The organism is Streptomyces avidinii (assembly GCF_045161815.1).
GTDB classification, from domain to species: Bacteria; Actinomycetota; Actinomycetes; order Streptomycetales; family Streptomycetaceae; genus Streptomyces; species Streptomyces avidinii.
Genome location: NZ_CP108863.1, coordinates 2,400,452 through 2,426,894, shown reverse-complemented (window position 1 = coordinate 2,426,894; position 26,443 = coordinate 2,400,452). Strand labels below are relative to the sequence as shown.

Below are 26,443 nucleotides of genomic sequence, written 5' to 3'. Positions count from 1 at the left end.
ACCATGACCACCACCGCACCGGTCCCGGACGACCGGGCACCCCTCGGCCCTCCGGCCCCCGGCAGCGCCCCGGCCCCCGGCACTGCCCCGGCCCCCGAAGCCGCCACGGTCCGGCCGTCGGCAGCGCCCGGCAGCAGTCCCTGGCAGCTCGCCCGGCGGGAGCTCCGCCGCCGCCCCGCCGTCCGCGTCAGCCTCTGCGTCGTCCTCCTCTTCGTCCTGATGGCCGCGACCGCCCCCTGGCTGGGCGCCCTCGGCGGCTGGTCCCCGAACGAGTTCGACAAGACCGCCATCGACCCCTACCTCGGCGGCCAGCCGCTCGGCGCCCTCGGCGGGATCAGCCCCGAGCACTGGCTCGGAGTCGAACCCGTCACCGGCCGCGACCTGTTCGCCCGCGTGATCCACGGCGCGCAGGTCTCCCTCCTGATCGCCTTCGCCGCCACCGCCATCGTGGTGGTCGCCGGCACCGCCGCCGGGATCGCCGCCGGCTACTTCGGCGGCCGCACCGACACGATCCTGTCCCGGCTCATGGACCTGACCATGTCCTTCCCCTCGCTGATCTTCATGATCGCGATGCTGTCCGTGGCCAAGGACGTCAACCGGATCGTCCTGATGACCGCCGTCATCGGCGTCTTCGGCTGGCCGGGCGTCGCCCGTGTGGTCCGCGGCCAGACCCTCTCCCTCAAACACCGCGAGTACGTCGACGCCGCCCGCGTGGGCGGCTCCGGCCCCTGGCGGATCCTGACCCGCGACATCCTGCCGGGCGTCTCGGGCCCAATCATCGCCTACACCACCCTGCTGATCCCCGGCATGATCAGCACCGAGGCCGCCCTCAGCTACCTCGGCGTCGGCGTCCGCCCGCCCACCCCGTCCTGGGGCCAGATGATCGCCGAGTCCGTGGCCTACTACGAGACCGACCCCATGTACTTCGTCATCCCCAGCGTCTTCCTCTTCCTCGCCGTGCTCGCCTTCACCCTCCTCGGCGACGCCCTGCGCGACATCCTCGACCCGAGGGGCGGCCGCAGTTGATCCTCTACCTCGCCCGCCGGCTGCTCGCCCTCGTCGGCGTGCTGCTCGCCATCGCCGCCGTCACCTTCCTCATCTTCTACGTCCTGCCCGCCGACCCGGCCGCGGCCGCCTGCGGCAAGACCTGCAGCGCCGAACGCCTGGCCGACGTACGGGCGTACCTGGGCCTCGACCAGCCCCTGTGGCGGCAGTTCGGCGACTTCCTGACCGGCATCTTCACCGGCCGCACCCTCGGCACCGGCCAGTACGCCGTCGTGTGCGACTTCCCGTGCCTGGGCTACAGCTACGAGAACTCGCTGCCCGTGTGGGACCTGCTGATGGACCGGCTCCCGGTCTCCGCCTCCCTCGCCGTCGGCGCCGCCGCGCTGTGGCTGGTCCTCGGCCTCGGCGCCGGGGTCACCGCCGCCCTGCGCAAGGACACCGCCACCGACAAGGCCCTGATGGTCGGCGCCGTCGCCGCCGCCTCACTGCCCGTGTACTTCACCTCCGTGATGCTCATCCACGGGGTCATCCGCATCGCCGGACTGCTGCCCTACCCCACCTACCGGGCCTTCACCGACAACCCGCTCGCCTGGGCCTCGAACCTGGCCCTGCCCTGGATCGCGCTCGCCCTGCTCTACGCCGCCATGTACGCGCGCCAGAGCCGCGGCTCGATGATCGAGGCGATGGCCGAGCCGTACATCCGCACCGCCCGCGCCAAGGGCATGCCCGAGCGCACGGTCGTCGTCAAACACGGGCTGCGCTCCGGAATGACCCCGATCCTCACCATCTTCGGCATGGACCTCGGCGGACTGCTCGCCGGAGCCGTCATCACCGAGTCCATCTTCGGACTCCCGGGCATCGGCCGGCTGTTCTACGGCGCCCTCGTCAGCTCCGACCAGCCCGTGGTCCTCGGGGTCACCCTCCTCGCCGCCTTCTTCATCGTCGTCGCGAACCTCCTCGTCGACCTCCTGTACGCCGTCATCGACCCGAGAGTGAGGTACTGATGACCGCCGCGCCGCTCCTCGAAGTACGCGATCTGCGCGTCACGTTCACCACCGGGCGGGGGACCGTACGGGCCGTCGACTCGATCGGCTTCACCGTCGAGGCCGGCCGAACCCTCGGCATCGTCGGCGAGTCCGGCTCCGGCAAGTCCGTCACCTCGCTCGCCGTCATGGGCCTGCACCGCGGCCCGGTCGAGGTCACCGGCTCCGTGGCCCTCGCCGGGCGGGAGCTGACCGGGCTCCCGGAACGGGAACTGTCCAAGGTCCGCGGCCGCCGGATGGCCATGATCTTCCAGGACCCGCTCTCCAGCCTGCACCCCTACTACACGGTCGGCGAGCAGATCGCCGAGCACTTCCGGGTGCACTTCAGGGCCGGCCGGTCCGCCGCCCGCAGGCGCGCGGTCGACATGCTCGGCGAGGTCGGCATCCCGGAACCGGCCCGCCGCGCGGGGGAGTACCCGCACCAGTTCTCCGGCGGCATGCGCCAGCGCGCGATGATCGCCATGGCGCTGGCCTGCGAGCCCGACCTGCTGATCGCCGACGAGCCGACCACCGCCCTGGACGTCACCGTGCAGGCGCAGATCCTGGAACTGATCGCCCGGCTCCAGGAGGAGCGCGGCCTCGGCGTCGTGATGATCACCCACGACCTGGGTGTCGTCGCCCGCGTCGCCCACGAGGTGCTCGTCATGTACGGCGGCCGGGCCGCCGAACAGGCCCCGGCCGACGCACTGTTCGCCGACCCCGCCCACCCCTACACCCGGGGCCTGCTCGACTCGCTGCCGCGCCTCGACACCGCCGACGACGTCCCGCTGCCCTTCATCCCCGGCTCCCCGCCCTCCCTGCTCGCGCCCGCCCCCGGCTGCGCCTTCGCACCGCGCTGCCCCGTGGCGGCCGCCGGGCCGGACGACCGGAGGGCGCGCTGCTCGGGGGAGCGGCCCGCACTCGGCCCGTACGGTGCACCGGGGCGGCTGGTCGCGTGCCATTTCGCGGGATCCGCCGCGACCTCACCGGGCGGCCTCGCGCCCGCGTTCCCTTCGACCGCCCCGGGGGTGTCCCGATGACCGTCGGAGCCGAGCCGTCCGCGAATGCCACGGCCGGGGCCGCCGCCGAGGCCGCCACCGGGCCGGACGCGGCCGTACCGCTGCTGTCCGTACAGGACCTCACCATGACCTTCCCCGGCCGACCATCCGTGACCGGGCGCCGGGGGGCGCCCGTGCGCGCCGTCGACGGGGTCTCCTTCGACCTGGCGGCCGGGCAGACCCTCGGTCTCGTCGGGGAGTCGGGCTGCGGGAAGTCGACCACCGGCCGGATGCTGGTACGGCTGCTGGAGCCCACCTCGGGACGGGTCGCCTTCGAGGGCAAGGACATCAGCCGGCTGTCCCAGGGCGCCATGCGCCCGCTGCGCAAGGGCATCCAGATGGTCTTCCAGGACCCGCACTCCTCCCTCAACCCCCGCCAGACCGTGGCCCGGATCATCTCCGACCCGCTGCTGGTGCAGGGCTGGAGCGCGGGGGACGCCCGGCGGCGGGCCGCCGAGCTGATGGAGCTCGTCGGTCTGATCCCCGAGCACATCGACCGCTACCCGCACGAGTTCTCCGGCGGCCAGGCCCAGCGCATCGGCATCGCCCGCTCGCTGTCCACGAGCCCCCGGCTGATCGTCGCCGACGAACCGGTCTCGGCGCTGGACGTCTCCGTACAGGCCCAGATCGTCAACCTGATGGAGCGGCTGCGGGCCGAACTCGGCCTCGCGTACGTCTTCATCGCGCACGACCTGTCCGTGGTCAAGCGGGTCAGTGACCGGGTCGCCGTCATGTACCTCGGCAGGATCGTCGAGATCGGGGACAAGAAGTCCCTCTACGAGAACCCGCAGCACCCGTACACCCGGGCGCTGCTGTCCGCCGTACCGCTGCCCGACCCGGCGGCGGAACGGCGGAGGGAGCGGATCGTGCTGCTCGGCGACCCGCCGAGCCCGGCCGCTCCACCCCCGGGCTGCACCTTCCACCCGCGCTGCCCGAAGGCGCAGCCCCTCTGCCGCACGGAGCGCCCCGTCCTGCGCCCGGCCGCCGCCCGCGAGGTGGCCTGTCACTTCCCCGGTGACTGACGGGGATCCAGGGGAAGAAAGGGAAGGACCCGGAGCCGACACCGTCGACCCCGGGTCCTTCCGCCTTCCGCTCTCGGCCGCCCGCCGCCCGACGGGCGATGCGTTGATGGCATGATCACGCCGTGACCGACAGACCGGCCCGGGCGGGCTCCGCGCGATACGTCCTCTTCGATGTCGACGGGACGCTGATCGATGCGGTGGCCAACCAGCGCCGCGTCTGGGAGACATGGGCGGCGCGCTACGGACTCGACTCCGCCGCCGTGTACGAAGTGGCGCTGCGGACGCGCCCCATGGAGACCTTCGCGGCGGTGGCCCCGGAGCGCGACCCGCAGTCGTGCCTGACCGCGTTGCACGCGCTGGAGGACGAGGACGTCCGGACCGGCGACTACACCGCGTTCGACGGTGCGTCGGAGCTGCTCTGCGGCCTGCCGGCGGGGCGCTGGGCACTGGTGACCTCGAACTACGAGCACCGGGTGCGCGGCCGGTTCGCCCGGACCGGACTCCCCGTGCCGGACCTGGTCGTGGATGCCGCCGCCGTCGACGAGGGCAAGCCCTCGCCCGTTCCCTACCTGCTGGCGGCGGAGCGTCTGGGGGCCGCGCCGGAGGACTGCCTGGTCATCGAGGACGCCCCGTCCGGCGTCGCCTCCGGGCTGCGGGCCGGCATGACGGTGTGGGGGGTCAACACCGCGGACCCGGTGGACGGAGTGCACCGCCACTTCGCGAGCCTGCGCGAGGCAGCGCCCGAGATCCTCGCCTTCGCGACGGTCTGAGTCCGAGCGGACGGCGACGGGCGACGGGCGACCGGTGACCGGCGACGGGCGGCCTGCCCCGGCCGCCCGTCACCGCCCGGCCGGGGCCCGCACAGGGCGGTGCGCCGGCCGGCCCCGGTCCGTCAGGCCAGTTCGCGGCGGAAGAACTCCAGCTCCAGGGCCATCAGCTTCTCCCGGGTGCCGCCCGGGGTCATGTGCGTGACGCCGGGCAGGGCCAGCAGCTGGTGGGGGCGGCCCGCGTCCGTCAGGGCCTGGGAGAGGCGCAGGGTGTGGGACGGGTGGACGTTGTCGTCGGCCAGGCCCGTGATCAGCAGCAGCGGGCGGGACAGCTCGGGCGCGTCGGGCAGCAGCGAGTCCCGCTCGTAGACCTCCGGGTGGTCCTGCGGGAGACCCAGGTAGCGCTCGGTGTACGCCGTGTCGTAGTGCCGGAAGTCGGTCGGCGCGGCCCCGGCCGCCGCCGCGTGGAAGACGTCCGGGCGGCGCAGCACGGCCATGGCCGCGAGATAGCCGCCGTACGACCAGCCGCGTACCCCGACCCGGCCGAGGTCGAGGTCGGTGTGGCGGGCGGCGAGCGCGTGGAGCGCCGCGACCTGGTCGTCGAGGGTGACCTCGGAGAAGCCCCGGTACATGGCGTGCGTGTGGGCGGGGGAGACGTACGGGGTCCCGCGGTTGTCGACGGTCACCACCGCGAAGCCCTGGTCGGCCCACCACTGGCGGTGCTGGCGGCGCCGCTGGTCGGCGGTGATGTCCTGCGCGCCGGGGCCGCCGTAGCCGTCGACCAGGACGGGCAGCCGCCGGCCGGGGACGTGGTCGCGGGGCAGTACGAGGGCGGTGGGGACGCCGTGCTCGGTGACCCGCTCCAGGATCGCCTCCACCCGGTACGGCAGCGGCTCGGACAGGTCGGCGGGAGTGAACTCCCGCCCCTCGGGGGTGCGTACGGTGCGCCGTACCCCGTCGGCGTCGGCGCGGGTCAGCAGCAGGGTTCCGGCCGACGCGGACACGCTGTTCACGCCGGGCCCGTCGGCGAGCGGGGTCGGTTCCCCGGTGGCCGGGTCCAGCAGCAGCACCTGCTGCTCGGAGGGATCGCGCAGGCCCGCCTCGATGAGCAGGGCGCCCTCGTGCACCCCGGCCACGGCGCGGACCTGGATCCCGTCCCCGGTGAGCAGTACGCCGTCCACCGCGAGGGCGCGGGCGGCGCCGCCGGGGGTGTCGGCGGCGGTCAGCATCCGCCCGTCGGCGAGGCGGGCCGGGGTACCGGGGACCAGCGGGTCCACCCACTGCGGGTGGCTGGTGCGGGACAGCTCCCGGGTGCGGCCGGTGGCCGGGTCGGCGGAGAGCAGCAGTACGTTCTGCTGGAGCCGGTCCTGGACGGTGAGCAGGATCTCGCTTTCGGACTCCCAGCCCGCGTCGGAGACGTACGGATAGGTCTCGGCGTCCCAGTCGAGCCGTATCCGGGCCCCGGCGTCGCCGAGCACCCACAGCTGGACGTCGGCGTTGGGCCCGCCCGCCTCGGGGTACGCGAAGTCCTCGGCCGGCCGTTCGGGGTGCGCCGGGTCGGCGAACCAGCGCCGCTGGAGGGCGGACTCGTCGACGCGGGCCGCCAGCAGGGTGAACCCGTCCGGGGACCACCAGTGGCCCCGGGTACGGCCCAGTTCCTCGGCGGCGGCGAACTCGGCGAGGCCCCAGCGGGCCCCGTCGTCGGGGCTGACCCGGCCGCCCGGGGCGACGTACAGGACGTCGTCGGTGACGTAGGCGGTGCGTGAGCCGTCCGTGTTCGGCCTCGGGTCCAGTGCGGGGCCGGCGGCCGGGATCTCCGCGGGCGTCCCTGATCCGCCCGCGGCGTCCTCGAAGGCGACCTCGAAGAGGCGTCCGTACAGCGCGAAGACGGCGCGCAGGCCGTCGCCGGAGAGGGCGTAGGAGCCGATCCCGGCGGCGACGAGCCGGGTCCGCTCGCGCAGCCGGCGTTCGGCCACCGGGAGGGGTCCCGGCTCGGGGCACAGTTCGCGGGGGTCGGCGAGCCGGGTCTCGGCGCCGGTGGTGGTGTCGAGCACCCAGAGGCTGTCGAAGGCGTCGGTGGGGCCGGTCGACCGGAGGAACCAGAGCAGGCGGCCTTCGCGCCCGAAGGAGAAGGCGCGCGGGGCGCCGTAGGTGAAGCGGGCCGTGCTCGCGGAGAGCCTGAGGAAGTCATCCATGATCGTAGTGTGACATGTGAAATGTCACCACTACTAGGCCGTTCGAGTGGTGACCCCAGGGGTGCGGGCTTAGCGTCGAAAGGGTGCACCCGAACGCATCGCCGAGCAGCAACGGGACCGACGGCAAGGTCCGCGGAAGCGGCAACGGACTCGCCCTGTTCGTCATCGCCTCCTGTCAGCTCATGGTGGTTCTCGACATCACGATCGTGAACATCGCCCTGCCGCACATCCAGACCGCTCTCGACTTCTCGACCGAGAGCCTTTCCTGGGTCGTCAGCGCCTACACCCTCGCCTTCGGCGGACTGCTGCTCCTCGGCGGCCGCACCGGTGACATCCTCGGCCGCAAGCGCGTCTTCATCTTCGGTGTCCTGCTCTTCGGGCTGGCCTCGCTCCTGGGCGGGCTGGCCCAGAACGAGGGCCAGTTGATGGCCGCGCGCGCCCTCCAGGGCGTCGGTGGCGCGATCGCCTCGCCCACCTCCCTCGCGCTGATCACCACCACCTTCCGCGAAGGCCCGGCCCGCAACCGGGCGTTCGGCGTGTTCGCCGGCGTCTCGGCCGCCGGAGGCGCCATCGGACTCCTCGCGGGCGGCATCCTCGTCGAGTGGCTCGACTGGCGCTGGGTGCTCTTCGTCAACGTCCCCATCGCCATCGTGATCGCGCTGCTGGCGGTCAAGGTGCTGCACGAATCCGAACGCCACCCCGGGCACTTCGACTTCGCGGGCGCGCTGCTGTCCACGCTGGGCATGGTCTCGCTCGTCTACGGCTTCATCCGGGCCTCCCAGGAGGGCTGGCGCGACCCGGTCACGCTGGGCTCCTTCGGCGCGGCCGTGGTCCTGCTGTCCCTGTTCATCCTCAACGAGCGCCGCTCGCCGCAGCCGATCACGCCGCTGCACATGTTCGCCGACCGCAACCGGTCCGGGACCTACGGCATCATGCTCATGCTCGCCTGCGCGATCTTCGGCATGTTCTTCTTCCTGACGCTCTTCGTGCAGATCGTGCTGGGCTTCAGCCCGATTCAGGCCGGCCTCGCCTTCCTGCCCGTCAGCGCGGTGATCGCGGTGGGCGCCGGCCTCACCGCGAAGCTGCTGCCGAGGTTCGGGCCCAAGCCCTTCATGGTCACCGGCGCGCTGTCCTCGGCGGCCGGCCTCGCCTGGCTGACGCAGGTCGACATCGACTCGACGTACCTGGGCAGCATCCTGGGCCCGATGCTGCTCTTCGCCCTGGGTATGGGCCTGCAGTTCGTCTCGCTGACGCTGATGGCCCTGTCCAACGTCACCGACCGGGAGTCGGGCGCCGCGTCCGGTCTGCTGAACACGATGCAGCAGGTGGGCGGCTCGCTCGGCCTGTCGATCCTGGTGACCGTCTACGGCACGGCGAGCCGCAAGGAGGCCAAGGAGCAGGTGCCCGACTTCCTCAGCACGGCGAGCCCGATGCAGAAGGCCTTCTTCGCGCGCACCGGGCAACTGCCGAAGCCGTGGGGCGACCAGGTCCTCACCTCGGGCATCAGCTCGGCCTTCGTCGTGGCCTCGCTGTTCACCCTGGTCGGGGCGGTGATCGCGCTGTTCGTCATCCAGGTCCGGCCCTCGGACCTCGAACGCCTCCAGGGCAACCACAAGCCGGCGGCCGACCGTACGTAGTACGTAGGCCGGCCGCGATCGCTCGGGTCCGCGGCCGGTCGCTCAGGTCCCGGTGACGCGGGCCACGAAGGCGTCCAGGTTCTCGGACATCCGGGCGAGCCGCTCGTCGAGCGTCAGGGACTCCTCGTACCGCCCGGCGCGCAGCCTCGGCTGCCGCTTGCCGCGCACGTACAGGGGGCAGGCCAGGTCCGCGCAGATGTAGGTGCCGACCGTGTTGCCCTCACGACCGCGCGCCCCCGCGAGCGGAGCCGCGAGCAGGGTGACCCCGGAGGAGGCGTGACCCGTCAGGCAGATCTGGCACAGGCTGGACTTCACCACGCTGGTGCGGCCGACGGACGGTACGCGCAGCGAGATCCCCAGCGGGCCGTCCTCCCGCGGCAGCACGAGATGCGCACGCAGCGGCGCTCCCGGGTCCACCCACCCCAGGAAGTCCAGGTCCTTCCAGGGCAGTTCGGTGAAGTCGAGCGGCAGTCGCAGCCGCGCCGCCTCGCCCTTGGTGCAGTTCACGAAGGATGCACGGATCTGTTTCTCGGTGAGTGGTTCCACGGGCATCGACCCTATTACCTGCTCTGACCTGCCCGCATCTCAATATCCGGGCCGGCCTGGCCATCCACACGACGGATCCGGCAGCGCGCCGGGCCGTTCGTCCGCAGGGTGATCCCGGCGCCGACCGGGATCTCCGTGTCCACGGCCTCGAACGTGTAGGCCCGCAGGATCATCGCCAGCGCGATCACCGACTCCAGCATCGAGAAGTGCTGTCCGATACAGGCCCGGGGACCCCCGCCGAACGGGAACCACGCGTAGCGCGGCCGCCCCGCCTCCGCCTCGGGCGTGAAGCGCTCGGGGTCGAAGCGGTCCGGGTCCGGCCAGTAGTCGGGGTGGCGGTGCGTCACCCACGGCGCCAGGATCACGTCCGCGCCCGCGGGGATGGTGTGCTCCCCGATCCGGGTGGCGGCGACGGCCTTGCGTCCGATGACCGGCGCGGCCGGATAGAGCCGCATCGCCTCCTTGAGCACCCGGGTGAGGTACGGGAGCCGGTCCAGGTCGGCGGCCCCGGGCGTACGGTCGCCCAGCACGCGGGAGATCTCCTCACGGGCCCGGTCCTGCTGCTCGGGGTGCCGGGCCAGCAGGTGCAGGGCGAAGCAGAGGGACGTGGCGGTCGTCTCGTGCCCGGCGAGGAGGAAGATCAACACCTGGTCGCGCAGCTCGGCGGCGTCGAACTCCCCGTCGTCCGAACTCCTGGCGGCGGCGAGCAGCGACAGCAGGTCCTCACCGGGAGCCTCGGCGCCCGTGCCCGTGCCCGCGCCCGTGCCGGACGTCCGCCGCCGCTGGGCGATGATCCGGTCGCAGACCCCGTACAGCTCGTCCATCGCGGCGGCCGCGCGCCGGTTGCCGGGGGTGGGCCAGTGGCGCGGGATGTTGGCGGGGGAGTAGCCGCGGCGCAGTACGTAGTCGGTGATCACCGGAAAGCACTCGGCCACGACGCCGGCGGTGGCCTCGACGTCGGTGCCGAAGAGGATGCGGGCCACGGCGCGCAGGGCGAGGTGCATCATCTCGTCGGAGACGTCGACGACGCCGCCCGGGGCCTCGCCCCAGGCGGTGATGACCGCGTCGGTCTCGGCGGCCACCGCCCCGGCGTAGCCGTCCACCCGGCGCCGGGTGAACAGCGGCTGCACGAGCCGGCGTTGGCGCAGGTAGTCCTCGTCCTGGCTGGTCAGCAGCCCGTTGCCGAAGGAGTCCCGCACCTCCTGGTAGAAGTGGTTGTCCTTGCGGAAGCGGGCCGCGTCGGAGGCGAGCACCTGCTGGGCGCCCGCGGGGGAGAAGACGCAGTACAACTCGGCGCGCATGCCGGGCGGACCGGCCGTGATCCGCACCAGGTCACCGTGCCGGTGCTGGGCCCGCAGATAGGTACCGAGGGAGTCGGACTTCAGGTCGAAGAGCGACCCCAGCAACGGCGCCCCGGCCAGCCCGGGTACCTCCCTCCCCGTATCCACGCCGGAGTTCGTTCCCATCGCCATGGCCGCTCCTTCGTCCTACGGGATCCCGATTCTGCCGCGCCCGCACCGCACCTGGCGAGGACATGGCCCCCATCAGGCCGAACAGTGGCCTGATCCAGGTCCCCCGGACCCGCCCCCCGGGCACCCGTGCACGACGATGACCACATGAACAGAGCCGCCGAGTACGACACCGTGGCCCGCTTGTGGCAGGACCACATGGACACCCCCTTCCCCGCGGCACAGCGCGGCGCGGTCCTCCCCGCCCGCCCGGGAGGGGAGGAGCAGGGCGTCGAGATGGTGCTGCTCGACACCTACACCGCGGGGGGCGTCATCACCTGGCTGGGCAACGGCGGTTCCCTCGACGAGCGGCACCACAGGATTCTGCGCAGCTGCATCGAAGACCTGGACCACGTCCTGCCGCTGCTCGAAGCCCCGGAGGACCACGCCTACTACCGACGCCTGCGCGAGGTGGCCCGACTCGTCTCCGACACCGCGTAGCGGTGAGCCTCTACCGGGTCCCCGCCCCGCCTTCGGAACGGCAGCGGAATTCAGGAAGGCGCGCGCCGTCCGGCGCTGTTGGTCACCGGGCACCCGGACGACGACGGCCCAGCAGGGCGCTTCCTGCGAGTACTCCGCCGATGGCGAGGACCTTGGCGGCCTGGTAGTAGCCGGTCGCCAGGTTCTCCGGGGTGCCGGGCAGCCGGAAGAAGACCCACGCTGCCGAGAGGACCCCGACGACGATCAATCCGACAGCCCCCCACGTCCCGAGGTCCGCCCACCAGGGCCCCGGGCCGTAAGCCCGCTCGTCGGTCTGCTCAACGTCCTTGTCGGTCAACGGTCTCTTCTCCCGTGCGCGTAGTAGCGATCGAGAGTGAAGACGCAGGCCCGGTGCGGGAGGTTCACCGGGCCGACCGGCTACCGGGTCGGCCGGCACGTCCGCCACCACCCTCAGGCAGCACAGGACCGGTACGCCCGCAACTCCTCACGCATGCTGCATGGCCGTGTGCCGACAGAAGTCCCGTGCACACACAAGGTCTTCGTTCCCGGAGGAAAGGAAGCTGCCGCACGTGCAGACATGGCAGTACAGAGGACCGCCGGGATCGTAGTCCGCGTCACGCAGGGTTCCTCCGGGCAGAACACATCCCGCTTGGTTCCGGAAAGCGGCCCCGCCGGGGCTGCTGGGTGAACGGAAGAGGCAGCAGACTGTGCTCGGACCGAAGGGTGAATCGCGGAAACGAGTGACGGGCAACCGGGCATAGCCGTGGGCCCTCATCTACGCTGAGCGCGACTCCATTGTCCGACCGGGACGCGGGCCCGCCACTGGAGTTCGCCGGCTGCCGCAGGCTGACCCGGGGAGATGATGCTCACTAGCATCGCCTCCCATGATCACAGTAGTTGTCACCATCGCGCTGGCGTTCGTCGGCTATGCGGCCACCTATCTCAACGGCATGCGCCTGTCGCAGCGCCAAGAACGCCTCGCTCGCCTGAATCGGCAGCTCAGCGATTTCTACGGACCGCTGTTCGCCCTCACGGAAGCCAACAGCCGTATCTTCGGGGCGTTCATGGAGCGCAACGCTCGTCCCGACGGCCGGTCGCCCTTCGCGCATGAGATACCGCCTTCCGACGAGGAACTCGCCGAGTGGCGGTTGTGGGTCAGGATCGTCTTCCTCCCGAACATTCGGGCGATGCGCGACCTCGTCATCAAGCACGCCGACCTCGTGAGCGAACCGGAGATGCCGCCGATTCTGCTCCAGCTGTGCGCACATGTTTCCGGCTACGAGATCACGGCCGCCCGATGGGAGCAGGGGAGCTATGACCAGCACCTGTCCGTGGTGCCCTTCCCCAGTGAGGAGATAGCCGCGTACGCGAGTCAGGGGTTCGCGGGCCTGAAGCAGGAGCAGGGCCGTTTGCTCGGGCGCCGGCAGGACGGCTGACCAGGACGGGACCGGGGACGGTACGTCAGCCCGGACCGCGCCGACAGGTTCACCCTGCGGACCGCAGCCGGGCGCGAGCGCGAAGGGCCGTCGCCGGTGTCTTCCGCGGGGGCGGAGACACCGGCGACGGCCCGGAGGCGGCCCGGGAGGACAGGAACGCGCCCTGACCCGCGGCGGACTTAAATGTCGCGGAAGATCTCGATCTGGGCGCCCACCGAGTTGAGGCGCTCCGCCAGTTCCTCGTAGCCGCGGTTGATGACGTAGACGTTGCGCAGCACCGAGGTGCCCTCCGCCGCCATCATCGCCAGGAGGACGACCACCGCCGGGCGCAGGGCCGGCGGGCACATCATCTCCGACGCGCGCCAGCGGGTGGGGCCCTCCACCAGGACGCGGTGGGGGTCGAGGAGTTGGAGGCGGCCGCCGAGGCGGTTCAGGTCCGTCAGGTAGATGGCCCGGTTGTCGTACACCCAGTCGTGGATCAGCGTCTGGCCCTGGGCCACGGCGGCGATGGCCGCGAAGAAGGGGACGTTGTCGATGTTCAGCCCGGGGAACGGCATGGGGTGGATCTTGTCGATCGGGGCTTCGAGCTTCGAGGGGCGGACCGTGAGGTCGACCAGGCGGGTGCGGCCGTTGTCCGCGTTGTACTCCGCCGAGCGGTCGTGGTCCAGGCCCATCTCCTCCAGGACCGCGAGCTCGATCTCCATGAACTCGATCGGCACCCGGCGGATGGTGAGCTCCGACTCCGTGACCACCGCGGCGGCGAGCAGGCTCATCGCCTCGACCGGGTCCTCGGAGGGGGAGTAGTCCACGTCCACGTCGATGCTCGGGACGCCGTGCACGGTGAGCGTGGTGGTGCCGACGCCGTCGACCCGGACGCCCAGGGCCTCCAGGAAGAAGCACAGGTCCTGGACCATGTAGTTGGACGAGGCGTTGCGGATGACGGTGACGCCGTCGTGCCGGGCGGCGGCCAGCAGCGCGTTCTCGGTGACGGTGTCCCCGCGCTCGGTCAGCACGATCGGGCGGTCCGGGGAGATGCCGGGCACGACCTTCGCGTGGTAGATGCCCTCGGTCGCGGTGATGTCCAGGCCGAAGCGGCGCAGGGCGATCATGTGCGGCTCGATGGTGCGGGTGCCGAGGTCGCAACCGCCCGCGTAGGGCAGTCGGAAGGAATCCATCCGGTGCAGCAGCGGGCCCAGGAACATGATGATGCTCCGGGTCCGGCGGGCCGCGTCCGCGTCCATGGCCTCCATGTCGAGGCGGGCCGGCGGGATCAGCTCAAGGTCCACGCCGTCGTTGATCCAGCGGGTGCGGACGCCGATGGAGTTCAGGACCTCCAGGAGACGGTAGACCTCTTCGATGCGGGCCACCCGCCTCAGCACCGTACGGCCCTTGTTGAGCAGGGAGGCGCACAGCAGGGCGACGCACGCGTTCTTGCTCGTCTTGACGTCGATGGCGCCGGACAGGCGGCGGCCGCCCACCACGCGCAGGTGCATCGGGCCGGCGTAGCCCAGGGAGACGATCTCACTGTCGAGCGCTTCGCCGATTCGGGCGATCATCTCAAGGCTGATGTTCTGGTTGCCGCGCTCGATCCGGTTCACGGCGCTCTGGCTGGTGCCCAGGGCGTCTGCGAGTTGACTCTGTGTCCAGCCCCGGTGCTGCCGGGCGTCACGGATGAGCTTGCCGATGCGTACGAGGTAGTCGTCTGCCATGGGGGCACGCTATCTCAGATATGAGATGACCTCCGCGTCGGGTGTGGCAAATGGGTGTATTGCACCGGTCTTACCGGCCGTCAGGCCCCATGACGGTGCCCCTGTAGGCGTGATGCTCGACGATCCGGCCCAGTAGACGGGTGAGCTGCTCCCGTTCTGTGGTGGACAGCGGGGCCAGGAGTTCCGCCTGGGCCGCGTCGAGGATCTGTCCCGGTTTGCGCAGTTGCCGCCGGCCGGACGCCGTGAGGGTGATGACATTGCGCCGGCGATCCCCGGGGTCGGGGGTCCGCTCGACCGGTTCGCGCGCGGCGAGTTCGTTGAGGACGGCGACCAGGTCGCTGCGGTGGATTCCGGTGCGGGCGCTGAGGTCGGCCTGGCTCGCCGGGCCGGAGTCCTCCAGGGCGACCAGGGCCGCGTAGTGCCAGGTGCGGGCATCCGCACTGCTCAGCGCCTCCGTCACCAGCCGCTGCGCGTGCGTGGAGGCCTGCCCGAGCAGCCGGCTGGGCAGCTCGCGCAGCCGGGCGGGGACGAGAGCGCCGTTCTCTTCCGTGGTCATGGGGCGATGCCGAGGACCGGCCCGAGGAGATCGCCGCCGCCGTCAACGCCTGGGCAGCCCGGCACGGCCTCGCGGCAGGCTGAGCCCGGCGCGGAAGGCACCGCCCGTACCGCCGGTGCCCGCCCGCGCCGGTGCCCGCCCGTGCCCCGCCGGATCCCACCCGCGCGCCGCCGGGCCCCGCGCGTCGGCCCGTTCAGTGCTTGCAGGCGTGGTGCCGACCCCCGGCGTGCACCGCCGCGTACGAGGCCGGCCGCGGGCCGGCCGAGGCCGCGCCGGCCACCCGCGCCGAGGCCGCCCTGCCCGACGCGGAATCCGCGTCGTGCACCACGCGGCCGCCGACCAGGGTCATCCGTACCCCCGTCCCGCTGATGTCGGCCACCGGGCACCGCCTCACGTCCCGGTCCAGCACCACCAGGTCCGCCGCCCGGCCCGGCTCCACCGTGCCCGTCAGCCCCTCCTGGCGCAGCTGCCACGCCGTCCCCGAGGTGTGCATCCGCAGCACCGTGTCCCGGCTCAGCCCCTCCAGTTCGCGGTACAGCGGGCCCGCCCCGAAGGCACCCCGGCGGTCGATCGCCGTCCTCAGCTGGTTCCACACCTGAAGGGCGTCCACCGGCCAGTCGGAGCCGCCCGACAGCCGCGCCCCCGCCTTCTCCAGGCTGCACGCCGGGTACATCCACCGGTGCCGTTCGGGCCCGATGTAGGGGAGGAGCGCCTCCATCGTCCAGGTGTCCTCCGCCGCCCACTGGAGCTGCATGCACGCCGCGACGCCCAACTGCGCGAAGCGCCGCAGATCCGCCGGGTCCACGAGCTGCAGGTGCGCCACGGCATTGCGGGCGTCCCGCCGGCCCGTCACCCGGCCGGCGTACGCGTACCCGTCCAGCGCGGTGCGGACCGCACGGTCGCCGAGTCCGTGTGCGTGCATCTGCCAGCCCGCCTGGTTGAAGGCGGCGGCGAGCCGCCCGTAGTCCGCCGCCGAGGTGTACAGCTCGCCCCGGTTGCCGGTCGGCCTGCCGTTCCCGTCGAGGTACGGCTTCAGCAGCGCGGCGGTCTGCGCCGGGTACTCGATGACCCCGTCCAGGAAGACCTTGATCATCCCGAACCGGAGCCCCCGCACCCCCTCGAACTCCCGCCGAAGCCCCCGCGCGTACGCCAGCGAGCCCGCCGGGTCCCTGGTCTGCTCCGCCTCCAGCCGGATGGCCGGCACGATCCGCTGCGGCAGCTTCCCCGCCGCCGAGAGCGCCTGGTACAGCTCCAGCTCGTGCCGCCCCACCAGCGCGTCCATCATCGTCGTGACCCCGGAGGCGGCCGCCAGTTCCAGCACCTTCGCGCACGCCGCGACCAGGTCGGCCCGGGTGGGCTCCGGTATGTGCCGCCGCACCAGGCCCTGGGCGTCGTCCTTGAGGACGCCGGTCGGCTGCCCGTCCGCGCCCTTCACCACCTTGCCGCCGACCGGGTCGGGCGTGGCCGCCGTGATCCCGGCGATGTCCAGGGCCCGCTGATTGGCCCACAGGTTGTGCCCGTCCCCGCCGACGAGGGCGATCGGCCGCCGGGTCGGCAGCGCGTCCAGGATCGCGTGGTGCGCAAGGGTGCCCACGGGGAGCAGCCCGACCGGGTTCCAGTCCTCGACCACCAGCCAGCGGTCGGGTTCCGCGCCCGAGCCGCCCGTCTCGGCGAGGAAGCCGGTCAGGATCTCCCGGAGTTCGGCCGGGGTGGTCTCGGCGCCCTCCAGCGAGGGGGACAGCGAGCGTTCGCCCGCGCCGAGCGGGTGCACGTGGCCGTCGTGGATGCCGCTCATGACGGTGTTGCCGCGGGCGTCGACGACCTCGGTGTCCCGGCCCACGTGCCGGCGTACCGCCGCGTTCGTGCCGGTGGCCAGGATCCTGCCGTCCCGGCCGACGGCGACGGCCTCGACGGGCGCCCGGCCGCCGGTCCCGGTGAACACGGAGGCGTTGTGGACGACCAGGGCAGCCGAACCGCGCCCGGTGGAGGACGCGGCCGAGGGCGCCGGGTCGGCGGCGGCCGGGGCGGCCCCCAGCAGGCCGGCCGCTCCGGCGACCCCGGCGGCCGCGAGCAGTCCCCGGCGGGAAAGGTGGTGAGAAGCGTGAGAAGGGTGCGAAGACGTCATGCCCACTCCGAACGTTGGTGTGGTCAGGACACTGTTTGATTAACCGCTTAACCAGAAGCCGCCCCCACCGACGAAATCCGTACGATGGCGGCGTGCCCGCACCCCCGCCCGCACCCGGGTCCTCCTCCGGGCCTTCCTCCGGGCCCGCCCCCGGTCCGACGCTCGCCGACATCGCGCGCGCCGCCGAGGTCTCCACCGCGACCGTCTCGCACGCGCTGAACGGCACCGGCCGCCTCGGCGAGTCCACCCGGCGACGGGTCCGCGAGGTGGCGGGCGCGCTCGGCTACGGAGCGCGCCGCGGCCCGCGCACCCGCAGCCTCGGCGTCGCGGTGACCACGTACGCGGGGGACGCCTGGGACTTCGTCGGGATCGCCTACTTCTCCCGGCTGCTCACCGCGGCGACCTCGGCCGCGCACGCGCACGGCTACGCCCTGACCACCCTGCCCGCCGACCGGGGCGCGGAGCCGCTGTGGCACACCCTCGCCGTGGACGGGATGCTGCTGCTCGACAGTCCGGCCGGCGACCCGGTGCTGCGGGCCCTGCGGGCGCGGGGTCTGCCGGTGGTCTTCGACGGGCGGCCGCCCGACCCCTGGCCGGGGGACGTGTGGGTGGACAACGACCACACCGCCACCACCCGGGAGGTGCTCGACCACCTCGCCGCGTCCGGGGCCCGGCGGATCGCCCTGCACGCCGGCTACGGCCGGGAGTTCTACACGGGGGCCGTCACGTCGGCCTACGAACAGTGGTGCGCGGAGCGCGGCCGCGCTCCGCACCTGGTCCCCTTCGACCCCGAGGACACGGCGGGGCGCGCCTTCGACTCCGCCTTCGCCGGCCCGGACCGCCCCGACGCCGTGTACTGCGTGTACGACCCGGGCGGCCGGCAGGTACTGGCCGCCGCCGCCCGCCATGGCCTGCGCATACCCGGCTCGCCCGGCCCGCGTACCGGCGCATCCGGCATTCCGGGGCATGACGGGCTGCTGCTCGTCTGCGCCAGCGAGGATCCGGCCTACGCCGCGACCGAACCCGCCGTGACCACCGTCACCCTGAATCCGGAGCGGATCGCCGCTTCGGCGGTGTCTGTCCTGGTCAACCTGATCGAATCCGGGCATGCGGAATCGCCAGGGCAACGGACGGTCCCGGCGGGGCTACGGGTGCGCGCCTCGTCCCTCCGCCCGGACATGTACTAGAGTTATCTCGACATCGAGATATCTGCCGAAGGCGTACCGCAGCCGCCCCCGCTGGTAAGGGTTACCTAACTTAGCCCTACCTTAGCGGATTGGCCAAGGGGCGTGGCGGCAGGATTGCGGTAATACGCGCGAATTCATGCATGAAGGAGACTGTCGTGTCGGCGAACAGCTTCGACGCCCGCAGCACGCTGCAGGTGGGCGACGAGTCGTACGAGATCTTCAAGCTGGACAAGGTCGAGGGCTCCGCCCGCCTTCCCTACAGCCTGAAGGTCCTGCTGGAGAACCTGCTTCGCACCGAGGACGGCGCGAACATCACCGCCGACCACATCCGGTCGCTCGGTAACTGGGACTCGCAGGCCCAGCCCAGCGAGGAGATCCAGTTCACGCCGGCCCGCGTGATCATGCAGGACTTCACCGGCGTCCCCTGCGTCGTGGACCTCGCCACCATGCGTGAGGCCGTCAAGGCCCTCGGTGGCGACCCGGCGAAGATCAACCCGCTCTCGCCCGCCGAGATGGTCATCGACCACTCGGTCATCGCCGACAAGTTCGGCACGAAGGACGCCTTCGCGCAGAACGTCGAGCTGGAGTACGGCCGCAACAAGGAGCGCTACCAGTTCCTGCGCTGGGGCCAGACCGCCTTCGACGACTTCAAGGTCGTCCCGCCGGGCACCGGCATCGTGCACCAGGTCAACATCGAGCACCTGGCCCGCACGGTCATGGTCCGTAACGGTCAGGCGTACCCCGACACCCTCGTCGGCACCGACTCGCACACCACCATGGTCAACGGCCTGGGCGTGCTGGGCTGGGGCGTCGGCGGCATCGAGGCCGAGGCCGCGATGCTCGGCCAGCCGGTCTCCATGCTGATCCCGCGCGTCGTCGGCTTCAAGCTGACCGGCGAGCTGCCGACCGGCACCACCGCCACCGACCTCGTGCTGACCATCACCGAGATGCTGCGCAAGCACGGTGTCGTCGGCAAGTTCGTCGAGTTCTACGGTGAGGGCGTCGCCGCCACCTCCCTCGCGAACCGCGCCACCATCGGCAACATGTCGCCGGAGTTCGGCTCCACCGCCGCGATCTTCCCGATCGACGACGAGACCCTGAAGTACCTGCGCCTGACCGGCCGCGACGCCCAGCAGGTCGCCCTCGTCGAGGCGTACGCCAAGGAGCAGGGCCTGTGGCTGGACCCGGCCGCCGAGCCGGACTTCTCCGAGAAGCTGGAGCTCGACCTCTCCGCGGTCGTCCCCTCCATCGCCGGCCCGAAGCGCCCGCAGGACCGCATCGTCCTCGCCAACGCCTCCCAGCAGTTCGCGCTGGACGTGCGCAACTACGTCGAGGACGACGACGAGGCGGGCAAGGAGTCCTTCCCGGCCTCCGACGCCCCGGCCTCCACCGACGGCGTGCCGACCCGCCCGACGCTGGTCACCCTGGCCGACGGCACCTCCTTCGAGATCGACCACGGCGCCGTCACCGTCGCCGCGATCACCTCCTGCACCAACACCTCGAACCCCTACGTCATGGTCGCCGCGGCGCTCGTGGCCAAGAAGGCGGTCGAGAAGGGCCTGACCCGCAAGCCGTGGGTCAAGACCACCCTGGCCCCGGGCTCGAAGGTCGTCACCGACTACTTCGACAAGGCCGGCCTGACCCCGTACCTCGACAAGATGGGCTTCAACCTCGTCGGGTACGGCTGCACCACCTGCATCGGCAACTCCGGTCCGCTGGACGAGGAGATCTCGAAGGCGATCAACGAGCACGACCTCGCGGTCACCTCGGTGCTCTCCGGCAACCGCAACTTCGAGGGCCGGATCAACCCCGACGTCAAGATGAACTACCTGGCCTCCCCGCCGCTGGTCGTCGCGTACGCCATCGCGGGCTCCATGAAGGTGGACATCACCACCGAGGCCATCGGCATCGACACCGAGGGCAACCCGGTCTTCCTCAAGGACCTCTGGCCCTCCGAGGCCGAGGTCAACGACGTCGTGGCGAACGCCATCGGCGAGGACATGTTCAGCAAGTCCTACCAGGACGTCTTCGCGGGCGACGCCCAGTGGCAGGCGCTGTCGATCCCGACCGGCAACACCTTCGAGTGGGACCCGCAGTCCACCTACGTCCGTAAGCCCCCCTACTTCGAGGGCATGACGATGGAGACCACCCCGGTCTCCGACATCGCCGGCGCCCGCGTGCTGGCGAAGCTGGGCGACTCGGTCACCACCGACCACATCTCCCCGGCCGGTGCGATCAAGGCCGACACCCCGGCCGGCAAGTACCTCACCGAGCACGGCGTCGAGCGCCGCGACTTCAACTCGTACGGTTCCCGCCGCGGCAACCACGAGGTCATGATCCGCGGCACCTTCGCCAACATCCGCCTGCGCAACCAGATCGCGCCGGGCACCGAGGGCGGCTTCACCCGCGACTTCACCGTCGACGGCGCGCCGGTCTCCTTCATCTACGACGCCTCGCAGAACTACCAGGCCGCCGGCATCCCGCTGGTCATCCTGGCGGGCAAGGAGTACGGCTCCGGCTCGTCCCGCGACTGGGCGGCCAAGGGCACCGCGCTGCTCGGCGTCAAGGCCGTCATCGCCGAGTCCTACGAGCGCATCCACCGCTCCAACCTGATCGGCATGGGCGTCCTGCCCCTGCAGTTCCCCGAGGGCGCCACCGCCGCCTCCCTGGGCCTCACCGGCGAGGAGACCTTCGCCTTCACCGGTGTGGAGGAGCTGAACAACGGCACCACCCCGCGCACCGTCAAGGTGACCACCGACACCGGTGTGGAGTTCGACGCGGTCGTCCGCATCGACACGCCGGGTGAGGCGGACTACTACCGCAACGGCGGCATCATGCAGTACGTCCTGCGGAACCTCATCCGAGGCTGAGGACCGTAGCGGCACCAAAGGGCCGTATCCCCGTTAAGGGGGTACGGCCCTTCCGCCTTTTCCGGCCGGGGCCAGGTTTCGGGGAGGTCTCAACTCGGAAAAGCTGACAGGCAACCGTGTGCATGATCTTGCTCACACGAGCGGAAGTGGACTATACCTGTGCCCGTCCGGATCGCCGCGGTACGGGGCGGCGCCGGACCGGGGGATGGCGGGGACCTGCGGTGATGTCCGTATGCGCGGTGACCGTCGCGATTTCCGGCCTCCTTCACACTTCTGACGAAGGCGAGGACAAGAGCATGGGATCCACTGGTGAGGGCCTCGGCCGCCGTGACCTGATCAAGCGCTCCGCAGCGCTGGGACTGATCTCGGTGCCCACGATGAGCTTCCTGTCCGCCTGCGCCTCCGGCGGTCAGGACACGACGAAGGGGCCGGACAAGGGGGCGGTGACCAAGGAGAACCCCTTCGGCGTCGCCAAGGGCGGCAAGCTGGACGTCGTCGTCTTCAAGGGCGGGTTCGGTGACGACTACGCGAAGGCCTGGGAGGCCGCCTTCGACAAGAAGTGGGGCACCACCAGCTCCCACCTGGGCACCCAGGAGATCACCGGAAAGCTCCAGACGCGCTTCAACGGCGGAAACCCGCCGGATGTCGTCGACAACTCCGGCGCCCAGAAGATCAAGCTGGACGTGCTCTTCAAGAGCAACCAGCTGGCCGACCTGACCCCGGTGCTCGACGCGCCGTCGCTCGACGACCCGAGCAAGAAGGTCCGCGACCTGCTGATTGCCGGCACCATCGAACAGGGCACGCAGGGCGGCAAGTTCGTCTCGCTCAACTACGTCTACACCGTCTTCGGCTTCTGGTACTCCGGCAAACTCTTCAAGGAGAAGGGCTGGACGGCGCCAAAGACCTGGGACGAGTTCCTCGCCGTCTGCGCGAAGGCCAAGGAGGCCGGCATCGGCGGCCTCGCCCACCAGGGCAAGTTCCCGTACTACATCAATGTCGTCATCATGGACCTGATCGCCAAGAAGGGCGGTCTGGACGCCATGAAGGCGATCGACAACCTCGAGCCGAACGCCTTCGAGGGCAGTGCGGCGGCCCTCGCCGCCGTCGAGGCGGTCTACGAGGTGGTCGAGAAGGACCTGCTGCTCCCGGGCACCAACGGCCTGACCCACACGGAGTCCCAGACCGCCTGGAACCAGTACAAGGCGGCCTTCATCCCCTCCGGCTCCTGGCTGGAGAACGAGCAGCTCAAGCAGACGCCGGAAGACTTCGACATGCAGTTCCTGCCGGTCCCGCTGCTGGCCGACAGCAAGCTGCCCCTCGAGGCCATCCGGGCAGGCGCCGGCGAGCCCTTCATCGTTCCGGAGAAGGCGGCCAACAAGGCCGGCGGCCTGGAGTTCATCCGTTCGATGCTGTCCCGCGAATGGTCGACCATGTTCGCCCAGCAGGCGAACTCGCTCACCGTGGTCAAGGACGGCGTGGACCCGGGCGTGAAACTGCGGCCCGGCACCCAGTCGGCGGTGACGGCCCTCAAGGCGGCGGGTACGAACACGTTCAACTACCTGTACCCCGACTGGTACAGCGAAATGGACACGGCGATCCAGGACGCGTCCAATGAGCTGATGGCCAAGCGGATTCAGCCGAAGGAGTGGATCAAGCGGGCCCAGGCTGCGGTAAACAAGGCGGCGCAGGACCCGAACGCCAAGAACAACCGTCGCAGCTGACCACGCGCACCACCGGGCACCGGTCACCGGGCACTCCAGGGACGGACACCATGAGCCAAGTAGCCCAGGGCAGGGGACGGGGCGGCTTCATCGCCGGCTTCCTCCTCGCACCCCTCGCGCTGTACCTGACCTTCGTCATCTGGCCGTACGTACAGACGTTCGGCTATTCCTTCACCAACTGGACGGGCCAGTCGCCGACCTTCGATTTCGTCGGGGTGGACAACTACACGGCCCTGATGAAGGACGAGGTCTTCCGCGGCGCCCTGTGGAACAACCTGCTCCTCCTGGTGTTCGTCCCGGTGGTCACCATCCTGCTCGCCCTCTTCTTCGCCTTCATGGTGAACGCGGGCGGGCGGGGCGGGGCCGGCGGGGTGCAGGGTGTGCGGGGATCGGGCTTCTACAAGATCGTCTACTTCTTCCCGCAGGTCCTCTCCCTCGCCATTCTCGCGGTGCTCTTCGGCGCCGTGTACCGCACCGACGAGGGCGGCCTGCTCAACGGCGTCCTCATCCGTCTCGGCCTGGTCGACCGGCTGCACCCGGTCGAATGGCTGAACGAGCCGCGACTCGTGCTCTGGTGCCTGCTCCTCGTGGTCGTCTGGCACGGCGTCGGTTTCTACCTCGTGCTGTTCTCGGCGGCCATGCAGTCCGTCCCCAAGGACATCTACGAGGCCGCCCTGCTCGACGGGGCCGGGCGCGCCCAGACCTTCTTCAAGGTCACCCTGCCCCTGCTGTGGGACTCTGTGCAGACTTCCGCGGTCTACCTCGGCATCGCCGCGATGGACATGTTCGTCCTGGTGTCGACCATGACCTCGGGCCAGTTCGGCGGCGGGCCCGACCACCACAGCGAGGTCATGGCGACGGTGCTGATGAGGAACTTCCTCTACTTCGGCAAGAGCGGCTACGCCTGCGCCATGGGCGTGGTCATGCTCGTCCTCACCATGATCCTTTCCGTCATCACGCTGCGCGCCACCCGCCGCGAGCGCATCGAGTTCTGAGCGGGAGACCCTCATGACCACAGTGATCAAGGCTCCGGGCGAAGCGGCCGCGGAGCGGTCCGGGGGAGCCGGCCCGAGCGGGGAACGGGGCGGAAAAGGCTCCGAGGGCACGGTCCTCAACGTCTTCTCCCACGGCTTCCTCGCCGTCTGGGCCATACTGATCGTCCTGCCCCTGATCTGGCTGGCGCTCGGCTCCTTCAAGACCGACGCGCAGATCGGCGGCTCGGCCCTCAGCTGGCCCTCCAACTGGAACCTCGACGCGTTCGGCCGGGCCTGGGACAAGGGCATCGGCGACTACTTCGCCAACACGCTCATCGTGATGGTGTTCTCGGTCCCGCTGACGATGCTCCTCGGGTCCATGGCGGCGTACGTACTGGCCCGCTACCCCTTCCCGGGGAACCGGTTCGTCTACTACTTCTTCGTCAGCGGGGCGATGTTCCCCGTCTTCCTGGCGCTCGTCCCGCTCTTCTTCATGGTCAAGCGGTTCGACATGCTGAACACGTACCAGGGCCTGATCCTCGTGTACGTCGCCTACTCGATGCCGTTCACCGTCTTCTTCATGCACTCCTTCTTCCGGACGCTGCCGACGGCGGTGCACGAGGCGGCGGTGATCGACGGGGCCTCGGACACCCGGATCTTCTTCCAGGTGATGGTGCCCATGGCCAAGCCCGGCCTGATCAGCGTCGGGATATTCAACATCCTGGGCCAGTGGAACCAGTACATCCTGCCCTCCGTGCTGATGCAGCCCCAGACCGGCTCGGACCCCGAGCGCTATCTGCTCACCCAGGGACTGATCCAGCTCCAGCAGCAACAGGGGTACGAGACCGACCTGCCGGTCCTCTTCGCCGGTGTCACCATCGCGATGATCCCCATGCTGGTGGTCTACCTCTCCTTCCAGCGCCAGATCCAGGCGGGCCTCACCTCGGCGACGCTGAAGTAGCGGCTCCGGCCTCCGGCGTCAGGAGCCGCCGGAGGCCTTCCGCAGCCTGTAGAACTTCCCGGAACCCGGGTCGCCGACCTCCTGCTGGATCCGGGGCTGCCGGGCGGTGCCGCCGACGCTCCACGCGGGCCAGGTGCACCCCGGGACGTCTGTGCGGATCTGCTGCGTCCGGACGTCCCTGCCGGGCTCGTACGACCAGGTCCCGGAGCCCGAGCACCGCTCCGACGGGCCACTGGGGTGGTCGCCGGGGCGGTGCCGACCGACGCCGGAGGCCGTGACCCGGCCGTCCGAGGTGAAGACCAGGCTTCCGCCCGTGTGGGCGGCCCAGCTGCCGGGCATGGTCTGCGGACCGATCGCCGGGGGCTCGTAGGCGGGCAGCAGGCCCGCGGTGAGCCCGAGTGCGCCGAGCAGGCCCGTCCCCGCCACCACCGCCGTGCCCCGCAGCGCCACCCGCCGCAGCAGTCCCGGGTACCGGGGCCGGGCGATCAGCGCGCCCACCGAGAGCGAGACCGTGGCCGAGGCCCAGAAGATCAGGGTGGGGCGCGTCTGCGCATCGTTGTACGCCGCGTAGCCCAGGACGGGCGGCGCCAGCAGGGCCGCCACCATCGGCGGGACCACCCACCACGGCGCCTCGCGCCCGCCGAACAGGCGGCCGAGCAGGTCGGCCAGCGCGACCGCCGGCAGCACGAAGACCACCGTCAGCAGGAACGCGATGACGGCGACGAGGGGCCAGGCGGAGAACACGGCCGCCGCGACGGCGGCGTAGTCGGGGCGTTCGTCCGGCGGCGGCTGCGTCTGCACGTAGAGCAGGACCACCACGACGGCGAGCGCGACCTCCAGGTTTCCCACCAGCGTCGAGACCAGCAGGATCCGGCCGTACGACCGTTTCTGACGCATGCTCAATCCCCCCTCGCGGCACGACGGAGGAACGCGCCGGCCCGGCCGGCGGCGTCCCGGCAATTCATTCTTCGTGCCCACCTCCCCCGGGCACGACCGACCAGCTGACCGCCGACACCGAGGGATCCAGCGAGAGGTTGCTGACCGCCTCCTCCAGCGTCCGGCCCGCCTCGCCCTCGGCGGTCAGCAGCGCGGACACCGTCACCCGGCCGGGCACCGGGCCGTCCTGGCTGCGGATCGAGCGCAGCCGGTAGCCCGGACGGCCCAGGGCATCGACCAGCCGGTGGCGGATGTGGGCCTCCTCCGCCTCCAGGCACACCGCCTCGAAGTGGTAGTCGGTGGCCACCTCGGCCCCGCCGCGCGGCTCCCGGTCCAGGCGCCGGCCCAGCGGGCGCAGCAGGATGTTGGCTCCCACCACGCCCGCCGTGCCGCACAGGGCCAGGACGAACAGGCCCACGCCGGCCAGGCAGCCCACGGCCGCCGAACACCACAGGGTGGCGGCCGTGTTCAGGCCCCGCACGCTCAGGCCGTCCCGCATGATCACTCCGGCGCCGAGGAAGCCGATCCCGGAGACGATCTGGGCGGCGACCCTCGATCCGTCGTAGTTCACTTCCGAGGCCGCGCCGATGAACCCGTACTGCGAGAGCAGCACGAACAGCGCGGCCCCGCCCGCCACGAGGGCGTTCGTACGCAGCCCCGCGAGGCGGGCCCGCCACTGGCGCTCCAGGCCGATGACCGCTCCGAGTCCGAGCGCGGCGGCCAGATGTGCGGCCATCTGCCATTCGGTGAGCAGCATCGGCCTCTCC

General features: G+C 71.2%; 22 protein-coding genes. 13 read left to right on the top strand and 9 right to left on the bottom strand.

Translation table 11 applies throughout. The features are described from left to right. The first annotated feature begins 3 nt into the window (after positions 1-3). From OG373_RS10685 to OG373_RS10665, 5 genes are all read left to right on the top strand, one after another. Positions 4-1,026, top strand: coding sequence for an ABC transporter permease (locus OG373_RS10685; protein ID WP_405437753.1), 1,023 nt, complete (start codon positions 4-6; stop codon positions 1,024-1,026). After that, complete coding sequence (locus OG373_RS10680; RefSeq protein ID WP_405437751.1) at positions 1,023-2,009, top strand: ABC transporter permease; 987 nt, start codon at positions 1,023-1,025, stop codon at positions 2,007-2,009. Before OG373_RS10685 ends, OG373_RS10680 begins: the two co-directional genes overlap by 4 nt. After that, entirely contained in the window at positions 2,009-3,067 is a 1,059-nt protein-coding gene (locus tag OG373_RS10675) for an ABC transporter ATP-binding protein (protein ID WP_405437749.1), read from the top strand. Before OG373_RS10680 ends, OG373_RS10675 begins: the two co-directional genes overlap by 1 nt. Positions 3,068-3,171: 104 nt before the next feature. After that, positions 3,172-4,107 carry an ABC transporter ATP-binding protein gene (locus OG373_RS10670; protein ID WP_405444016.1) on the top strand — a complete coding sequence of 312 codons (936 nt, stop codon included), beginning with the start codon at positions 3,172-3,174 and terminating at the stop codon, positions 4,105-4,107. Positions 4,108-4,229: 122 nt separating this feature from the next. After that, the gene (locus OG373_RS10665; RefSeq protein ID WP_405437747.1) at positions 4,230-4,877 is read left to right on the top strand and encodes an HAD family hydrolase; all 648 of its coding nucleotides are present in this window, start codon (positions 4,230-4,232) and stop codon (positions 4,875-4,877) included. Positions 4,878-4,999: 122 nt separating this feature from the next. Here the strand turns inward: OG373_RS10665 and OG373_RS10660 are convergent, their stop codons facing one another. Then, positions 5,000-7,069, bottom strand: coding sequence for an alpha/beta fold hydrolase (locus tag OG373_RS10660; protein ID WP_405437746.1), 2,070 nt, complete (start codon positions 7,067-7,069; stop codon positions 5,000-5,002). Between the two features lie 83 nt (positions 7,070-7,152). Between OG373_RS10660 and OG373_RS10655 the strand changes: the two genes are divergently transcribed. Continuing rightward, on the top strand, positions 7,153-8,706 hold the full coding sequence (locus OG373_RS10655) for an MFS transporter (protein ID WP_405437744.1): 1,554 nt from the start codon (positions 7,153-7,155) through the stop codon (positions 8,704-8,706). Positions 8,707-8,748: 42 nt separating this feature from the next. Here the strand turns inward: OG373_RS10655 and OG373_RS10650 are convergent, their stop codons facing one another. Then, complete coding sequence (locus OG373_RS10650) at positions 8,749-9,252, bottom strand: FBP domain-containing protein (protein WP_397729967.1); 504 nt, start codon at positions 9,250-9,252, stop codon at positions 8,749-8,751. Positions 9,253-9,266: 14 nt separating this feature from the next. After that, complete coding sequence (locus tag OG373_RS10645) at positions 9,267-10,724, bottom strand: cytochrome P450 (protein WP_405437742.1); 1,458 nt, start codon at positions 10,722-10,724, stop codon at positions 9,267-9,269. Positions 10,725-10,868: 144 nt separating this feature from the next. Here OG373_RS10645 and OG373_RS10640 point away from each other — a divergent pair, with 144 nt between their 5' ends. After that, the gene (locus OG373_RS10640) at positions 10,869-11,201 is read left to right on the top strand and encodes a hypothetical protein (protein ID WP_405437740.1); all 333 of its coding nucleotides are present in this window, start codon (positions 10,869-10,871) and stop codon (positions 11,199-11,201) included. A gap of 82 nt (positions 11,202-11,283) precedes the next feature. Here OG373_RS10640 and OG373_RS10635 read toward each other — a convergent pair whose 3' ends face one another. Beyond that, positions 11,284-11,538, bottom strand: a complete 255-nt coding sequence (locus OG373_RS10635) for a hypothetical protein (RefSeq protein WP_397729964.1) — start codon at positions 11,536-11,538, stop codon at positions 11,284-11,286. Positions 11,539-12,085: 547 nt separating this feature from the next. On the opposite strand from OG373_RS10635, the gene OG373_RS10630 reads away from it, so the two are divergent. Continuing rightward, entirely contained in the window at positions 12,086-12,637 is a 552-nt protein-coding gene (locus tag OG373_RS10630; protein WP_405437738.1) for a hypothetical protein, read from the top strand. Between the two features lie 179 nt (positions 12,638-12,816). Here the strand turns inward: OG373_RS10630 and OG373_RS10625 are convergent, their stop codons facing one another. From OG373_RS10625 to OG373_RS10615, 3 genes are all read right to left on the bottom strand, one after another. Continuing rightward, positions 12,817-14,346: a helix-turn-helix domain-containing protein gene (locus OG373_RS10625; protein ID WP_398676047.1), complete on the bottom strand. Its 1,530-nt coding sequence runs from the start codon at positions 14,344-14,346 to the stop codon at positions 12,817-12,819. Positions 14,347-14,416: 70 nt separating this feature from the next. Then, positions 14,417-14,902 carry a MarR family winged helix-turn-helix transcriptional regulator gene (locus tag OG373_RS10620; protein ID WP_405437736.1) on the bottom strand — a complete coding sequence of 162 codons (486 nt, stop codon included), beginning with the start codon at positions 14,900-14,902 and terminating at the stop codon, positions 14,417-14,419. A 193-nt stretch (positions 14,903-15,095) separates the two neighbouring features. Continuing rightward, positions 15,096-17,027: an amidohydrolase gene (locus tag OG373_RS10615; protein ID WP_405437735.1), complete on the bottom strand. Its 1,932-nt coding sequence runs from the start codon at positions 17,025-17,027 to the stop codon at positions 15,096-15,098. Between the two features lie 92 nt (positions 17,028-17,119). Between OG373_RS10615 and OG373_RS10610 the strand changes: the two genes are divergently transcribed. The 5 genes from OG373_RS10610 (at position 17,120) to OG373_RS10590 (ending at position 24,740) form a co-directional block, all read left to right on the top strand. After that, positions 17,120-18,214: a LacI family DNA-binding transcriptional regulator gene (locus OG373_RS10610; protein ID WP_405437733.1), complete on the top strand. Its 1,095-nt coding sequence runs from the start codon at positions 17,120-17,122 to the stop codon at positions 18,212-18,214. Between the two features lie 140 nt (positions 18,215-18,354). Next, on the top strand, positions 18,355-21,084 hold the full coding sequence (gene acnA, locus OG373_RS10605) for an aconitate hydratase AcnA (protein WP_405437731.1): 2,730 nt from the start codon (positions 18,355-18,357) through the stop codon (positions 21,082-21,084). A 296-nt stretch (positions 21,085-21,380) separates the two neighbouring features. Beyond that, complete coding sequence (ngcE, locus tag OG373_RS10600; RefSeq protein ID WP_397729957.1) at positions 21,381-22,805, top strand: N-acetylglucosamine/diacetylchitobiose ABC transporter substrate-binding protein; 1,425 nt, start codon at positions 21,381-21,383, stop codon at positions 22,803-22,805. 50 nt (positions 22,806-22,855) lie between these two features. Beyond that, a complete protein-coding gene (locus OG373_RS10595) occupies positions 22,856-23,800 on the top strand; it encodes a carbohydrate ABC transporter permease (RefSeq protein ID WP_030386097.1) in 945 nt (314 codons plus the stop codon). 13 nt (positions 23,801-23,813) lie between these two features. Beyond that, entirely contained in the window at positions 23,814-24,740 is a 927-nt protein-coding gene (locus OG373_RS10590; protein ID WP_189967449.1) for a carbohydrate ABC transporter permease, read from the top strand. An 18-nt stretch (positions 24,741-24,758) separates the two neighbouring features. Here the strand turns inward: OG373_RS10590 and OG373_RS10585 are convergent, their stop codons facing one another. Beyond that, a complete protein-coding gene (locus OG373_RS10585) occupies positions 24,759-25,637 on the bottom strand; it encodes a hypothetical protein (protein ID WP_405437729.1) in 879 nt (292 codons plus the stop codon). 64 nt (positions 25,638-25,701) lie between these two features. Further along, the gene (locus OG373_RS10580) at positions 25,702-26,433 is read right to left on the bottom strand and encodes an MgtC/SapB family protein (protein ID WP_405437727.1); all 732 of its coding nucleotides are present in this window, start codon (positions 26,431-26,433) and stop codon (positions 25,702-25,704) included. Between the last annotated feature and the right edge of the window lie 10 nt (positions 26,434-26,443).

Bases quoted from the DNA above. Each gene is read 5' to 3' on its own strand.
- OG373_RS10685 (WP_405437753.1), top strand. From the start codon at position 4: ATGACCACCACCGCACCGGTCCCGGACGACCGGGCACCCCTCGGCCCT.
- OG373_RS10675 (WP_405437749.1), top strand. From the start codon at position 2,009: ATGACCGCCGCGCCGCTCCTCGAAGTACGCGATCTGCGCGTCACGTTC.
- OG373_RS10670 (WP_405444016.1), top strand. From the start codon at position 3,172: ATGACCTTCCCCGGCCGACCATCCGTGACCGGGCGCCGGGGGGCGCCC.
- OG373_RS10660 (WP_405437746.1), bottom strand. From the start codon at position 7,069: ATGGATGACTTCCTCAGGCTCTCCGCGAGCACGGCCCGCTTCACCTAC.
- OG373_RS10645 (WP_405437742.1), bottom strand. From the start codon at position 10,724: ATGGCGATGGGAACGAACTCCGGCGTGGATACGGGGAGGGAGGTACCC.
- OG373_RS10640 (WP_405437740.1), top strand. From the start codon at position 10,869: ATGAACAGAGCCGCCGAGTACGACACCGTGGCCCGCTTGTGGCAGGAC.
- OG373_RS10630 (WP_405437738.1), top strand. From the start codon at position 12,086: ATGATCACAGTAGTTGTCACCATCGCGCTGGCGTTCGTCGGCTATGCG.
- OG373_RS10625 (WP_398676047.1), bottom strand. From the start codon at position 14,346: ATGGCAGACGACTACCTCGTACGCATCGGCAAGCTCATCCGTGACGCC.
- OG373_RS10620 (WP_405437736.1), bottom strand. From the start codon at position 14,902: ATGACCACGGAAGAGAACGGCGCTCTCGTCCCCGCCCGGCTGCGCGAG.
- OG373_RS10615 (WP_405437735.1), bottom strand. From the start codon at position 17,027: ATGACGTCTTCGCACCCTTCTCACGCTTCTCACCACCTTTCCCGCCGG.
- acnA (WP_405437731.1), top strand. From the start codon at position 18,355: ATGAAGGAGACTGTCGTGTCGGCGAACAGCTTCGACGCCCGCAGCACG.
- ngcE (WP_397729957.1), top strand. From the start codon at position 21,381: ATGGGATCCACTGGTGAGGGCCTCGGCCGCCGTGACCTGATCAAGCGC.
- OG373_RS10595 (WP_030386097.1), top strand. From the start codon at position 22,856: ATGAGCCAAGTAGCCCAGGGCAGGGGACGGGGCGGCTTCATCGCCGGC.
- OG373_RS10590 (WP_189967449.1), top strand. From the start codon at position 23,814: ATGACCACAGTGATCAAGGCTCCGGGCGAAGCGGCCGCGGAGCGGTCC.
- OG373_RS10585 (WP_405437729.1), bottom strand. From the start codon at position 25,637: ATGCGTCAGAAACGGTCGTACGGCCGGATCCTGCTGGTCTCGACGCTG.
- OG373_RS10580 (WP_405437727.1), bottom strand. From the start codon at position 26,433: ATGCTGCTCACCGAATGGCAGATGGCCGCACATCTGGCCGCCGCGCTC.